Below are 13,757 nucleotides of genomic sequence, written 5' to 3'. Positions count from 1 at the left end.
GTTTCTATTTTTTGTGCCATAACCATCTTTTTCGATAGATTGATAGTATCGGTATGTCTAGGTTTGCTAGATTTCTTGCATGAAAACCCAAAAATTTTAATCGATTTAGGCAAATGTCGTGACGATTAATACTTAGAACTCATATTAATACAATGGAGCGAAGCGGGACAGTTCCATTCAGGAATTAGAGATCCTATATAAGTTTAAATGAATGCTTCAACATCTGTACACGCGGATTTCTGTTTGAGACGCGTAAACTCGATTGGCAATTACATTTTCATTTCATTCAGCTTATATAGTTACTATGTGCGGAAGCGGGGTGATGTAAATTGGTGAAAAAGGCTGTAATACCGGCCGCAGGATACGGAACAAGAAATCTTCCCATCACGAAAGTTTTGCCTAAAGAAATGTTTCCCGTTGCAGGGCGTCCAGCAATTGACTATATCGTACGCGAAGCGGTTGAAGCGGGAATTGAGGAAATTTTGATTATCATCTCACGTTCTAAAAATATGGTTATGGACTACTTTGATCGTTCATTGGAATTGGAAATGTTCCTAAGTCAGGCTGAAAAGTCACACTTGATTCCGTTGTTGGAAACACCAAAAGTCCATATTCAATTCATCCGGCAATCTTATGCAAAAGGGCTGGGTGATGCTGTTTGTTTAGCAGAGCGGTTTGCAGGGAATGAACCATTCGCCGTTTTGCTTCCAGATCTACTTTTTATAAATGAGACAGCTAACGCACTCCAAAAAACGATAGCGGTTTATAATGAATACAAAGAGAGTGTAATCGGCGTGAAGGCCGTGAAAGAAGAGGATCTAAAGCTTTATGGCGTTATAAAAGGTACTGAACTTGCTGAAGGGTTATACGATATTACTGATATTATTGAAAAACCTCAAACTTCTCCTCCTTCAAATTTAGCTGTAATGGGGCGCTACGTTTTTACTCCTGAAATTTTCCCTTTTTTAAATGAGACACTCCCTGGAATCGGGAATGAAATTCAACTTACTGATGCAATAAAAAAGATGCTTACAAAGTATGAGGCTAAAGCACAAGTACTGGAAATGGACTGTTTCGACTTAGGGAAAAACGAAGAGTACATGACACTTTTAAATTATATGTTTAAGAAAAAATAAGTCTAATTGTATGAATGCCGTAAGGAGGAACATATGGACATCTTAGTAGTTGGTACAGGTTATGTAGGTACTACAACAGCTTTGATTTTTGCTGAACAAGGTCATAGGGTAACAGGACTGGATGTGGATACAAATAAAATTGAAAATTTACAAGCCGGGAAACTGCATTTTTATGAAACAGGTCTTGAAGAATTATTAAATAAGCATCTGCAACAGAAAAATATTGTATTTACTACAAATGTAGAAAAAGGAATTCAAAATAACGAAATTATTTATATTTGCGTAGGGACACCGCAAAAGGAGGATGGGAGCGCCAATTTGATATACGTAGAACAGGTGGCAAAATCTATTGGAAAGCTGATGAACGGCTACAAAACAGTGGTAACAAAAAGTACAGTTCCGGTAGGGACAGCTGAAAAGGTAACAGAATGGATTAAAGAATCCCAAATAACCCCATACGAATATGATGTTGTATCCAATCCTGAATTTTTACGAGAAGGATCGGCGCTATATGATGCATTACATCCTGATCGTATTGTTGTGGGGGCTCTGACAAAGAGAGCTTTTCAAAAAATGCGCGAAGTATTCGGAGCGGTGTCATTTCCTTATTTAGAAACAACTCCAAGAGCTTCCGAGTTAATTAAGTACGCAGCTAATTCGTTTTTAGCATTAAAAATTTCCTATATTAATGAACTGGCAAGATTGTGTGACCGACTGAATATAAATGTTAGGGATGTAGCAAAAGGAATGGGGTTAGACAAAAGGATTGGAACAAGTTTTTTAGAGGCCGGCATAGGGTATGGAGGGTCGTGTTTTCCGAAGGATGTAAATGCTCTATTGGATGCAGCGAATCAATATGGAGTCACACTATCTATTCTAAAAAGCGCTATAAACGTAAATAAAACGCAGCCTTTTTATGTTTTGGAGAAGATGAAACAGGTACTTGGCAGTTTGAAAGGGAAAACAATTGCCATTCTAGGGCTGTCTTTTAAAGCGAATACAGATGATATAAGGGAAGCTTCTTCTTTGATTGTTATTGACTATTTATTAAAAGAAGGAGTAAATATCAAAATTCACGATCCTGTGGTTACGTTATCTTCTTCGTGCTTCAAGCAATATGAGACAGTAGAAGAAACAGTCACAAATGCGGATGCTGTTTTAATTTGTACCGATTGGTCCCAATATAAGGATTTTGCCTGGGAAACAATAAAAGATAAGATTGCCAATCCGATTATTTTTGACGGAAGGAATTGTTTAAACGCTGAAAAAATCAAGCACTCAGGATTTATCTATAGAGGCGTTGCGTATCCTTAATGTATACAAGAGTGGCTATGGAAGGATAAGGAATTGTTAAACCAGTATAGGTTGTATACTTCAAATTTAATGGAAACAGTCCGTTATTCTTATAAAAAAATAAAAATCTATTTATCTATTAAATGAACGTTTTTATTTGGGGTTTATCCCGTAAAAGCTCGGTTGGGCGGGCTTTTCATCAGTGGGGGATGAAGAAAATCCAAACTGATGGAAGTTTCACTTTATTGTTAATCTATATAAATCCATTTTAATTTTTCAACATCTTTGTCTAGTTTTGCCTCCTAAGCCTTCATGTCTAAGAACCTTCCACACGAGAAGGTAAAAAACAACTTCTGTGTGAAAGAACCTTAGCCAACGGGCCTAAACAGTCGGCTCCGCTTTTCTTTATGATCCAGCTCCAGCGGTTAGAACAGTCGGTGGCTTCGCGTCTTCCGCCGAGGCAAAAAGCGCCTCTATGTCAGAAGCTCCATCCTCCTCTTGTTCTGAGCGAGCTGCTTCCGCTTTTCTTTATAAGTCGTTGCTACGCAGAATACAACATGACCATTACTTGCTTTCTCCTTTTGTTTTAAACCTTGCATGTGAAAGAAAAAGACCCTGACCGCTTCTATGCATGGCCAGATGCTCTTGCCCGCCTAAAAAGAAAGAGGGTTTTTATATCGATTTTTAATTTGTATTTATATATTTTAAAGAAGGGGGAGAATGTCATGCTAGTTTCCGTAGTAACAGCTGTTTACAACGGAGAAGAGTACCTTCAGGAATGCATTGAGAGCATTTTGAATCAAACATATACAGAATTTGAATACATCATTGTGAATGATGGATCGACAGACAGGACAAAGGAAATGTTAGATGCTGTACAAGATACAAGAGTCAGAGTGATGCATTTAGAAAGAAATTATGGGGCTGCGTTCTGCCTCAATCAAGGAATCAATCAAGCAGAGGGGAAATGGATTGCTGTCCAAGACGCCGATGATATGAGTGCTCCAACGAGACTGGAGGAACAGATCGATTATTTAACAAGTCATCCCCAAGCTATTGGAGTAAGTTCTTTTGTTAAAGGAATAGCAGGAAAGAAACCTGTGTCAGAAAAACTTTTGTATGCCCATGAGTTCCATTTCAACAAGGTATTATCTAAAGAAGAAGTTTATACGTCAAGATTTTTGACATGTTATGTATGCCATGGTTCAGTCATGTTTTCAAAAGAAGTGTTCTGCCGCTTGGGTGGGTATAATCCCCTCTTTAAAATAGTGTACGACCGCGACCTATGGTTCCGGATGTTTGAAATTGCACCATTTGAAAAGATACCTAAGGTGTTGTATTACTATCGTGTTCTCCCTGATTCTCTTAGTCATGGTAACCCTGCTGAAGTAAATAAAGAATTATTATTGGCTACAACAGCGGGTATACGAGATGTCATCTATCGCAATAAAGGATATCTTCATAATGAGAGTCCTAATGTCATCGTAGTGGCATCTCGAAATAAATGTGAATTTTTCAAGGAAAATATTGCTCCTCATGTCGATATGAATGTTCAAAGGTATATTAATCCTAGCAGAAAAATGAAGGAATGGGGATTTAAGGGGTTGTTGAATGAAGGGATCAACGATGGTGTACTGGTAATGAATGATTATCAATCGAATCGTTTCATGAAAAAACTTATTCATAAAGGATTAAAAATGAATAAGCATATTTTTAGGATTGAATAGCAATATGTATTCAGAAAAGAAGGTGAGCATATGATACTAGTTTTAGGTGGAGCCGGCTATATAGGCAGTCATGCAGTAAAAGAATTATTAGATAGAGGATATCATGTATTGGTTATTGACAACCTTTCGACAGGGCATCGTCACTCGGTGGATATGAGAGCTGTATTTGTAGAAGGTAATATAGGGGACTGTATGCTTTTGGAACGAATTTTTACTCAATACAATATTGAAGTTGTTATGCATTTTGCCGCAAGCTGCCTAGTTGGCGAATCCATATCCAAACCGCTTGAATATTATGAGAACAATGTTATAAATACCTTTCACTTATTAAAGGTAATGATAAAGAATAACATTAAGAAGATAATTTTTTCCTCTACTTGTGCTACATATGGATTGGCTGAAACCGAATTCTTGAATGAAGAATCTCCTCCATCTCCGATTAATCCATACGGACGTTCTAAATTAATTGTTGAACAAATGATAGATGATTGCTTTAAAGTATGCGGATTAGAGTATATAATTCTTCGTTACTTTAACGTTGCGGGCGCTGATTTTTCTGGTCGAATCGGGGAACATCATGACCCTGAAACACATCTTATTCCGAATATTTTTTTGCACCTGTTGGGAAAATCAAAACATATAGCTGTATTTGGGAATGACTTTCGTACTGTGGATGGAACTTGTATACGTGATTATATCCATGTACTTGATTTGGTAGAGGCACATATATTATCGCTGCAAGCATTGCTAAATTCCTCATCTGTAGGGAAAGTTTACAACATAGGTAATAATAAAGGGTATTCGGTTAAACAGATTATTGAAGAGTGTGAGAGATTAACAAATAAGAAAGCAACCATTGTATATGAGGAAAGAAGAGAAGGAGATCCTCCTTATTTAGTTGCATCCGCAAAAAAGATTGGTGAGGAACTCGGCTGGGTGCCTAAGTATTCTTTAGAAGACATGCTTCGTTCTGCATGGCAATGGCATAGGAATAATCCGGATGGGTATAACAACTGAGATTTAGACATGATTTTATCATGACCTCTCTTCGGCACCCCTTTTTGTTTACTGGAATTTAAGATAAGCCTATGTGAATGACAGATGTTGATACAAAACTGGTTTTAACGGACAAAAGCCCTGTCATTCATCTTGTTTAAAACATAGTCTGATAAGGATTAGGGAAAATTCTTTTAGTCTATTAAATGTAAGGGGAGCTGCTTAATGTTTGTATCTGTTGTAATGGCTGTTTATAATGGTGAGTATTTTATACAAGAAGCAATTAACAGCATCCTTTCACAATCATATGAGTATTACGAATTGATTATAATTAATGATGCTTCAACGGATGATACTTCAAAGATTTTAGATGAAATTACAGATCCTAGAGTCAAAATAATACATCTTTCGAGTAATCATGGAGCAGCTCAGGCACTTAACATAGGTATTGAGCATGCAAACGGGGAATGGATTGCAATTCATGATGCGGACGATATAAGTGTTTCTAACCGTCTAGAAACACAAGTTGCTTACCTTTCAAAACGTCCTGATCTAATTGCAATAGGTTCTTGGATTAAGTGTATCTCAGGTGATAATCAAGTATTGGAGAATGAGCTTCAATACTTTGAGATGGGAAGAAATTGCATTACGGTGGATTCTGACATAGCTTCTATTTTATATCATGGTTGTCCATTAACTCATGGAAGTGTAATGTTTTCAAGAAACGCTTATGTGACAGCTGGAAAATATGATGCTAACTTAAAAATTGCTTATGATTATGATTTATGGACTAGGCTCATTACGTTAGGCCGAATAGAAAATGTTCCTGAAGTACTTTATTACTACCGAAGATATAATGAATCGCTATCTAATAAGAATATGCATGAAACAGTGAAAGAATTATTTTACTCATTTTCAAAATATGTTCGAAATACAATTTATAACTATAGGGAGGATTATCCAAAATTTGTTGTGGTTGGAAGTAAAATAGGCTGTGAATTATTTGTAGAGCAGTCAAAATCATCACTTGAAATTCCATTAATGATTTATAAGAAGGAAAGAAGTTATCTCCCACAGCTCAAGTCGTGGTTCAAAAGAGGGGAATTAGACGGAGTGATTTTATTAGATAGTACCGTTCATAAGCATGGACTGATTAGGTCGTTAAAAAGGTATGGAATGGAATATAATCGAAACATTTTCGAATTTTATAGTGGTGATCTGTAATAAAAAATGATTATTGAGGTGATTCCGTGTCATGCAATTGTCATAGTTATCAACATAAGTTTTTGAGTACTTATGAAGTACTTGGTATTTTAGAGGAAGCGATAAATAAGAAAGAGGCATTTTCATTGACCCGATTTTCACATGCAGAAATTTCTTGTTTAAGTCGGAAGTGTAATCGGGAATTATTTCATTTAATGAATGATCTTCGATTATATAACGGTTTTAATGGGACTATTGAATCTACAGCAAGAAAGGTATTAAAATCTCTTCAAACAACAAATGTGACAGGGCTAATTAGGCAGGACTGTGAAGATAGTGGGGATTTTTGGTATGGGAATACTAAAAAATTGCTCCATCACCTACGCTTTGTTCCTAAAATAATATGCTCAGTCTGGGTAACGCATGAAATGATAAAGGAACAAAAGTTTTGGGAACTCCTTCAAAATAAAAAGATAGCTATTATTGGTAGACGTGCACAAGAAGCCATACCGTATTTTCAAGAAAAACATGTGAATGTAACTATTGCTTTACCATTAGAAGGAACAAATCATATAGGGGAATTGCATCAATATTTATCAAAGAGCAATGATTGGGACATTGCTTTACTATCTGCAGGTATACCAGCGACTATCTTAACACCAATGCTAGCCAATTCAACAGGGCGAATCGTTATCGATTTCGGCCACGCACTTGATATGGTCATTGATGGAGATAGCTTTGATTTTAATGAAATATTTAAACAGTGGAAGAATCAGCAGAATTAGGGATGTTTCAAATCATTCTATTGCAACATATGGAATGTCAAATGGGTCTCAATAAGTAGAAAGCAGCTTTTCTTATAAAGATAAGCTGCTTTCTACTATAAATTAAGTTTCTTTTTATATGCATCAATTGTAAGCTGTAACCCTTTTTCTAAACTGATCCGAGGTTCCCATCCTAAAATTTTCTTAGCTTTTTCAATACTCGGTCTTCTTTGTTTTGGATCATCTTGTGGTAATGGATGAAAAGAAATTAAACTCGATGATTTTGTGAGGTCCTTCGCTAAATATGCTACATCTATAATTGTATATTCTATAGGATTTCCAATATTAATTATTTCTCCGTTTGCTGCATCCTTCTCCATCATTAACATAAGTCCTGCAATTGTATCTGTTACATAACAAAATGAGCGTGTTTGTAAACCGTCTCCGTATACAGTAATGTCTTTTCCATTTAGTGCCTGTGTTACAAAGTTGGAGATAACTCTTCCATCATCATTTCGTAATCCGGCTGAATACGTATTAAAGATTCTAGCTACTTTAACAGAAACGTTGTAAAGAGAATGGTATAAATAACATAGAACTTCTCCCATTCGTTTCGATTCATCATAACAAGCTCTTGGTCCCCATGTATTTACATTTCCTCTATATGTTTCATGTTGAGGATGAACTTCAGGGTCTCCATAAGCTTCACTTGTACTTGTATATACAATTTTTGCATTGGTTCGTTTTGCAAGTTCTAGCATATTTTTTGTACCAGATATATTTACATCTATCGTATCTAATGGAGTAGATTGATAAAATTTTGGAGAAGCAGGAGAAGCAAGGTGATAGATTTCATCTGCTGATAATAGTGATACTAGCTGTAAAATATCGGATGATGATACGTCAGCTTTTAGAAATTTGAAATTACTATTATGAATGATTTCTTGCAAGTTTTCCATATTTCCGGTAGATAAATTATCTAATCCTATTATGAAAATTCCATTTGTATTCAAAAGTGTCTTGGCTAAATAAGAGCCAAGAAAACCAGCCACTCCAGTAATCACAACTGTTTTTGTCAATTTGTTCACCTCGTGCCGTTGTGTATAAACGTATGTTTTATCTTACTACTTGCGGGCAGTAAGGTTCTGTGCAGGAAGTAAAGAAGTTAAAGGGGAGATAAACTGCCTGTAAATCCCGATTGGTTCCATTCATCTCCACTAATGGAAGTCTCACTTTATTAGCTGTAAAACAATTCATCAATATAGTATATGAACGATGGAATGGAACGTTCTGGGAGGTTTTTGGAATATACGATGCATGTGATTCGTATGATATTATAAACGCGGTTTGTTTAGGAATGTATGGCCCTATAGGGTAATAAAGTGAAAATTCCATCCGAGGGGGGGGCTTACTGCCCACGAATAGCGGGATAAATAATAAAGGGGGGGAATTTATCGTCTCAATTATTACGGTTACAAAGCGTAAACATTTTTGTGAGAATGTTTTTAATAATTATAAGCGGCAACGGTATAAGGACAAAGAATTAATTATTATATTGAATGATGATGCTATGGATATAGACAATTGGCGGAAAAAAGCGCAGGAGAGTGAAAATGTTCGTGTTTTTCAACTGGAAAATAGTATTACTCTTGGAGAGTGCTATAACTTCGCTATTCCGAAGGCTAAATACGAGTATATTGCAAAATTTGATGACGATGATTATTACTCCCCGTATTATTTAGAAGAAGCAATGAAGGGATTACAAGTAAGTGGTGCAGATATGATTGGAAAGAGTACGATCTTTATTTATTATCTTAGTAATCAAGTATTAACTCTTTTTAACGAAAAGAAAGAGTTTATTGAGTTATACCGGGAAGAAGAATTATATGAAAAATATTTAGTAGGTGCTACTTTTGTATTTAAAAAGGAAATATTTCCAAATGTAATGTTTGAAAAAGTAAATGATGGAGAGGATACGCTTTTCTTGAAGGCTTGTTTAAATAGAGGTTTTAAATTATTTAGCACTTCTAAATATAACTATGTGTATATTCGTTATCCTAACATCCATCATCATACTTCTACATTTCAAGAACATAAACTTTTTCCGAAATCAATAGCGCTGAAAAGAATCAATAATTTTCAAGAATATGTTGAGTGCAGTCCAAAGGATATCTTTAAGTAACTATATGTAGGTGCTTGTAAAAAAGAACAGTAAGTCGAGCAGAGGAGGGAAAATGATGAGGAAGGAGAAAAGTTTTTCTTTAGAACAACCGCCACTTCTTTATACTACCCAACCAAAATCCTCACAACCAGTGGGGGGGATGCAAAAGGTTTTTGTCATCAAACAACATCAATTAGACTTAGCGAAGAAAAAGAAAACTAAAAATAAAAAGGAAAGTTTAGTAAATACCTCTAATTCAGAAGCGAAAAGTGAAGAAACAAAGGCACAAGTAGAAGAAATACTTTTTCAGGATGAAAAAGAAAGTATTTCAGTTGATAGTGAAGTAGAAGTAGAGAGTGAGGGAGTGAAAAAGAAACTTTTTTCACAAATGACCAACGTAGAAAAAATTAATTATATAGTAAATAGACCACATTATATTCCTAATGCCCAGTGTATAGTTAGAACAAAGAAGGATATATATATTGGATATATCCTATCATTTGAAAAAAATGTTTTGAAAATGAGAAGTAGTACTTACTTTAGTGCTATTATGATAGAACTTGCGGATATTGTGACCATACAACTGAAAGGATTAGAGTAAATAGAAAAGCGGTAGAAAAATTCTACCGCTTATAGTTTTTAAGTTTACATTATTAAACGCCTGGGATAAAAGTATCTTCAATGCATGCAATTGCAAGGAAACGATTTAGGTCAACAATAATACATTGGTCTGTTTTTTCAAACCTACACATGCCTAAGCTTCCATCTTGTAATGTTAACACTCGTAATACAGCGCAGCAGTCATCTACGCTTTCTACGCGGAAAAATTCTGAAGAGTCTCTAGTACAATTCGTTGTTAAGAATTCTGCTTCAAATAGGGTACCATCTTCGGTGTATAAAGAAAACACTCTTGTATTAGCTCTCATGCCGCTAGATGGCATACCTAGCATAGGGTTTAAGCAACTTGAAGTGCAGGTAAGATCATCGCATGCTGACTGTAACTCATCAATAAACTTTACAACATCACATACGCAGCCAACATTTTTAGAGTTGCTGTGTTTGTCATTACAACCCATGTAGTCCACTCCTTATCATTTATTTTTACTTTTACATTAATAGAATATTGAAACGAGTGTGAATTGGTTACTATCCTAAGCTTGTCTTTTTGGAAATAGGCATAACTTCTTCTGAGGAGAGATGAGGAACTTGATTTTTGAGAGCTGGCTTATGTTTTTTATTTTCTCGTTTGCAGTCTTTCGGTTAACACGTCTGTTTGTCTATGATAAGATTACGTCTTTTATACGTGCGCCTTTCATTGAAGAATTGCAGATTGCGGAGCCAGATGGTACGGTTTCAACGTATACGAAAATAAAAGGAACGGGTTTACGGAAATGGATTGGTGAATTGTTAAGTTGTTATTGGTGTACGGGGGTGTGGGCTAGCGCTTTTTTATTGTTATGTTATTATATGATACCAAAAGTAATCGAGCCAATTATTGTATTGTTAGCAATTGCTGGAGTTGCAGCAATTATTGAGACAGTTATTAGTCGATTGATAGAAGAGTGAGGAATGAAGGAACGAAACAGAATGGTTGTTCATATAATAAAGCGAGTGTTAAAAAATAGAGGAGATGCTTGCAATGGCCAATTATCAGCAACCTGATCCGTATAATAATCTTGAATATTGGTATCAACTGCAGCAACAAATGCAAAAGAAACAGCAAGAGCAGCAGCAAATACAACAGCAACTGGAACAGCAAGGATATGTGAAGAAAAAAGGTTGTAACTGCGGCGGGAAGAAAAAATAAATATCCAAAGTAATAAAATATGTAAATAACGGGTCCGCTGTTGAACAAAAAATACCCTGTTTTATCCTTTAAATAAGGAAAAACAGGGTATTTTTTGTTTTGAAAGATTGCATTTCAGAAAGTGTCATGTAGTGGCGTTTCAGGCAGATATCATTTCATTTGTGATTTTGTTTTTTGTAAGTCATTCCTTGTCAAAAATAAAGTGAAACTTTAATCAGTGGGGGGAGTTCTTCATCCCCACTGATTATTAGCCCTCCCAATCGGGCGCATGCCAGCCGTTTATCTCCCACCTAACTTCTTAAGAAAAGCGGAAGTGGCTCGTTCAGAATGTGAGGAGGATGGAGCTTCTGACGTAGAGGGATTTTTTACCTCGTAGGAAGAAGCGAAGCCACCGAACATTCTAGCCACTGGAGCTGGACAATGCTTTCGTCTAATTTTGAGGTGGGAGTATTACTGCCCACTAATACGGGATAAAAACCTAGAAACATCAAGTTTCTTTCCTCTAAAAAACTGCGGGGAAGAAATGTACAATTCTTCTTTTGCACGAGTAATAGCAACATATGCTAAGCGTCGTTCTTCCTCTAATGCTTCCGAAGTGTCAGTAACGCGGTCTTTTGCATCTTTTAAGGATGAGGAATGCGGTAATATCCCGTCGCTTGCACCTAGTAAGAAAACACATGGGAACTCAAGTCCTTTGGCGTTATGAATAGACATAAGCGAGACAGCATCTTGCTGCGTTCGTGTTTTTAATGCTTCCATTTCTTTTTGACTTTGTATCGCTGTGTTGACAAATTCTAAATAGGATGGAATATCGGAAAAGCGACTTGCAGATTCTATGAGTTCTTCTAGCATTTCTTCTTGTATTTCTTTTTGCATTGTAAAAGAAGAGCGGTCATTGCTCTGCAAATATTCTAAATACTGTCCTTTTCCTTTAATGATTTCTTTTAATGCATTTTTTGGCTCAAGTTCTTTAATAAACTTTATGAAATCAATACGGTCATTAATTTTCTTTACTTGGAAGGATTTTAAATTTGGATTGAGTAAAAGAAAATGTAAGAGGGAAGGGAAGCGACCTTCACCGTATTTCCATTGTTCTCGTTCAATAAATGATATACATTCATCGCGCCCGATATACATTGTCGGTAAAATGCTTGCGAGTGATTCTATGCGAAATGGTTCAAAGGCTAACCGTAATTGATCTAATACAGGTTTAATGAGCGAGTGTTCATAAAACGATTGGCTTGCCCCGTATTTGATGAAAGGAATCTTATGAATAGTAAGCTGATCGAGTAAGGAACGGCTTACGGAATGCGTCCGGTATAATAAACAAAAATCTGTATAGCGCCGTTGGCCGCTTGCTACTTTATCTTGAATGAGTTGCAGCACTTGATTTGCTTCATCTAATGTTGTTGCGGGCCTTGAATAATATGGCTGTATTCCTTCTTCGTGAACGGTGGACAATTCTTTGTTAAATCGTTCTTGATTCAGCTTAATGACTTCATTACCAAGCCCGACAATGTATGGATTGGAGCGATAGTTTGTATTTAAAGTAATAATGGTTGTATCATCAAATTCCTTTGGGAAAGAAAGGATAATTTGATGACTAGCTCCGCGCCAGCCGTAGATCGCTTGATCGTCATCCCCTGCGATAAATAAGTTGTTTTGCGGTGCTGCTAATAGTTTTACAATTTCATACTGGGCGTATGATGTATCTTGAAATTCATCGACTTCAATATAGTGAAAGCGCCGTTGCAGCTGTGTTAATAATGCTGCATTATTTTCTAGTAAATAGAATGTTTCAAGTAAAATATCATCAAAATCTAAATAACTGTGACTTTGCTTTACGTCTTCATAGCGCTGATACACTTCTTGAAATTCACGTTCCACAGGTGTTTTAGCTTGTACATCTTTCGGTCTATTTAATTTATTCTTTTCAAGTGAAATCATTGCTAGCATACTTTCCGCATCATAGTCATCTTTTAAACGAAGTTCTTTTAAAATCTTCTTGATAATAATTTGTTTATGCTTTTCATTTGCTAAAATTTGTTGGTTGTATCCTTGGCTGCGAAGTAACTTTAAGAAAACAGAGTGGAATGTTCCAGCAACAAGATATTGGCTCGCTGCGGGTGTCATACCAGGTAATGTTGCTACGCGGCTTCGAATTTCTTCCGCTGCTTTTTGCGTAAATGTAAGCAGTAATATATTGCGCGGATGAACACCTTTTACATTGACTAAATAGCCAACGCGCGTTGTTAAGACAGACGTTTTTCCGCTGCCAGCACCAGCTAATGTAAGAACGGGCCCTTCAGTCTGACGAACAGCTTCTAATTGCTTTTCATTTAAATATATTCCTTGTTTTTCAAGAGCGCGAAAATAAGTAACATCCGTATCGTTTTGATGAACTAAGTCAGTAGATGTTTTCGGAATATGATAAATTGCGCGAGGTATATTCGAATGTGTTAATGATTTTTGCGAAAAATTTTCCTTATTCATAATTTCACCTTCAATAAGTAGCATCAACTTATAACTTTATCGGAAGATAAGGGAAATGGCAATGTAAAAAAGTGAGATAGTAATTTGGATGAATATATATTGAAAAAAACCTTTTCTTTTTAGGGAGGGAGAGAGGAACTGGCCGTGCGTAGAAGCGGTCAGTGCCTTTTCCTGCCC

Annotated in this window: 13 protein-coding genes; 10 read left to right on the top strand and 3 right to left on the bottom strand. The window is 36.1% G+C overall.

Going from position 1 to position 13,757, the window contains the following annotated elements; translation table 11 throughout:
* The first annotated feature begins 329 nt into the window (after positions 1-329).
* The 6 genes from ACIGHG_RS01845 (at position 330) to ACIGHG_RS01820 (ending at position 7,140) form a co-directional block, all read left to right on the top strand.
* The gene (locus tag ACIGHG_RS01845; protein WP_336472142.1) at positions 330-1,136 is read left to right on the top strand and encodes a UTP--glucose-1-phosphate uridylyltransferase; all 807 of its coding nucleotides are present in this window, start codon (positions 330-332) and stop codon (positions 1,134-1,136) included.
* A gap of 33 nt (positions 1,137-1,169) precedes the next feature.
* Positions 1,170-2,450, top strand: a complete 1,281-nt coding sequence (locus tag ACIGHG_RS01840) for a UDP-glucose dehydrogenase family protein (protein ID WP_336472141.1) — start codon at positions 1,170-1,172, stop codon at positions 2,448-2,450.
* Between the two features lie 578 nt (positions 2,451-3,028).
* A complete protein-coding gene (locus tag ACIGHG_RS01835) occupies positions 3,029-4,156 on the top strand; it encodes a glycosyltransferase family 2 protein (RefSeq protein ID WP_396546900.1) in 1,128 nt (375 codons plus the stop codon).
* A gap of 30 nt (positions 4,157-4,186) precedes the next feature.
* Positions 4,187-5,173 carry a UDP-glucose 4-epimerase GalE gene (gene galE / locus ACIGHG_RS01830; RefSeq protein WP_336472139.1) on the top strand — a complete coding sequence of 329 codons (987 nt, stop codon included), beginning with the start codon at positions 4,187-4,189 and terminating at the stop codon, positions 5,171-5,173.
* A 204-nt stretch (positions 5,174-5,377) separates the two neighbouring features.
* Entirely contained in the window at positions 5,378-6,376 is a 999-nt protein-coding gene (locus ACIGHG_RS01825; RefSeq protein WP_336472138.1) for a glycosyltransferase family 2 protein, read from the top strand.
* A 62-nt stretch (positions 6,377-6,438) separates the two neighbouring features.
* Positions 6,439-7,140 (top strand): GT-D fold domain-containing protein, encoded by a 702-nt coding sequence (locus ACIGHG_RS01820; RefSeq protein ID WP_396546897.1) that lies wholly within the window; start codon positions 6,439-6,441, stop codon positions 7,138-7,140.
* A gap of 95 nt (positions 7,141-7,235) precedes the next feature.
* Here the strand turns inward: ACIGHG_RS01820 and ACIGHG_RS01815 are convergent, their stop codons facing one another.
* Complete coding sequence (locus ACIGHG_RS01815) at positions 7,236-8,198, bottom strand: GDP-mannose 4,6-dehydratase (protein ID WP_336472136.1); 963 nt, start codon at positions 8,196-8,198, stop codon at positions 7,236-7,238.
* A 314-nt stretch (positions 8,199-8,512) separates the two neighbouring features.
* Between ACIGHG_RS01815 and ACIGHG_RS01810 the strand changes: the two genes are divergently transcribed.
* Both ACIGHG_RS01810 and ACIGHG_RS01805 read left to right on the top strand, forming a co-directional pair.
* Positions 8,513-9,301, top strand: coding sequence for a glycosyltransferase (locus tag ACIGHG_RS01810; RefSeq protein ID WP_396547183.1), 789 nt, complete (start codon positions 8,513-8,515; stop codon positions 9,299-9,301).
* 52 nt (positions 9,302-9,353) lie between these two features.
* Complete coding sequence (locus ACIGHG_RS01805) at positions 9,354-9,881, top strand: CotO family spore coat protein (RefSeq protein ID WP_336472134.1); 528 nt, start codon at positions 9,354-9,356, stop codon at positions 9,879-9,881.
* Positions 9,882-9,933: 52 nt separating this feature from the next.
* On the opposite strand, the gene ACIGHG_RS01800 is transcribed toward ACIGHG_RS01805, so the two are convergent.
* Positions 9,934-10,356: a CotY/CotZ family spore coat protein gene (locus ACIGHG_RS01800; protein WP_090915096.1), complete on the bottom strand. Its 423-nt coding sequence runs from the start codon at positions 10,354-10,356 to the stop codon at positions 9,934-9,936.
* Between the two features lie 130 nt (positions 10,357-10,486).
* Here ACIGHG_RS01800 and ACIGHG_RS01795 point away from each other — a divergent pair, with 130 nt between their 5' ends.
* Together ACIGHG_RS01795 and ACIGHG_RS01790 are read left to right on the top strand one after the other, a co-directional pair.
* Positions 10,487-10,846: a DUF1360 domain-containing protein gene (locus ACIGHG_RS01795; RefSeq protein WP_090915097.1), complete on the top strand. Its 360-nt coding sequence runs from the start codon at positions 10,487-10,489 to the stop codon at positions 10,844-10,846.
* A 64-nt stretch (positions 10,847-10,910) separates the two neighbouring features.
* Positions 10,911-11,087: a cytochrome C oxidase subunit III gene (locus ACIGHG_RS01790; protein ID WP_396546894.1), complete on the top strand. Its 177-nt coding sequence runs from the start codon at positions 10,911-10,913 to the stop codon at positions 11,085-11,087.
* 450 nt (positions 11,088-11,537) lie between these two features.
* On the opposite strand, the gene ACIGHG_RS01785 is transcribed toward ACIGHG_RS01790, so the two are convergent.
* Positions 11,538-13,580, bottom strand: coding sequence for an ATP-dependent helicase (locus tag ACIGHG_RS01785; protein WP_396546892.1), 2,043 nt, complete (start codon positions 13,578-13,580; stop codon positions 11,538-11,540).
* Positions 13,581-13,757 lie beyond the last annotated feature (177 nt).

It is taken from the genome of Bacillus sp. NPDC077411 (assembly GCF_044543425.1).
GTDB classification, from domain to species: domain Bacteria; phylum Bacillota; class Bacilli; order Bacillales; family Bacillaceae_G; genus Bacillus_A; species Bacillus_A bruguierae.
Note: the sequence above shows the minus strand (reverse complement) of the source record. Positions and strands in the feature narration are given on the sequence as shown.

Coding starts and splice junctions, on each gene's coding strand:
- ACIGHG_RS01840 (WP_336472141.1), top strand. CDS start 1,170: ATGGACATCTTAGTAGTTGGTACAGGTTATGTAGGTACTACAACAGCT.
- galE (WP_336472139.1), top strand. CDS start 4,187: ATGATACTAGTTTTAGGTGGAGCCGGCTATATAGGCAGTCATGCAGTA.
- ACIGHG_RS01825 (WP_336472138.1), top strand. CDS start 5,378: ATGTTTGTATCTGTTGTAATGGCTGTTTATAATGGTGAGTATTTTATA.
- ACIGHG_RS01805 (WP_336472134.1), top strand. CDS start 9,354: ATGATGAGGAAGGAGAAAAGTTTTTCTTTAGAACAACCGCCACTTCTT.
- ACIGHG_RS01800 (WP_090915096.1), bottom strand. CDS start 10,356: ATGGGTTGTAATGACAAACACAGCAACTCTAAAAATGTTGGCTGCGTA.
- ACIGHG_RS01790 (WP_396546894.1), top strand. CDS start 10,911: ATGCTTGCAATGGCCAATTATCAGCAACCTGATCCGTATAATAATCTT.
- ACIGHG_RS01785 (WP_396546892.1), bottom strand. CDS start 13,580: ATGAATAAGGAAAATTTTTCGCAAAAATCATTAACACATTCGAATATA.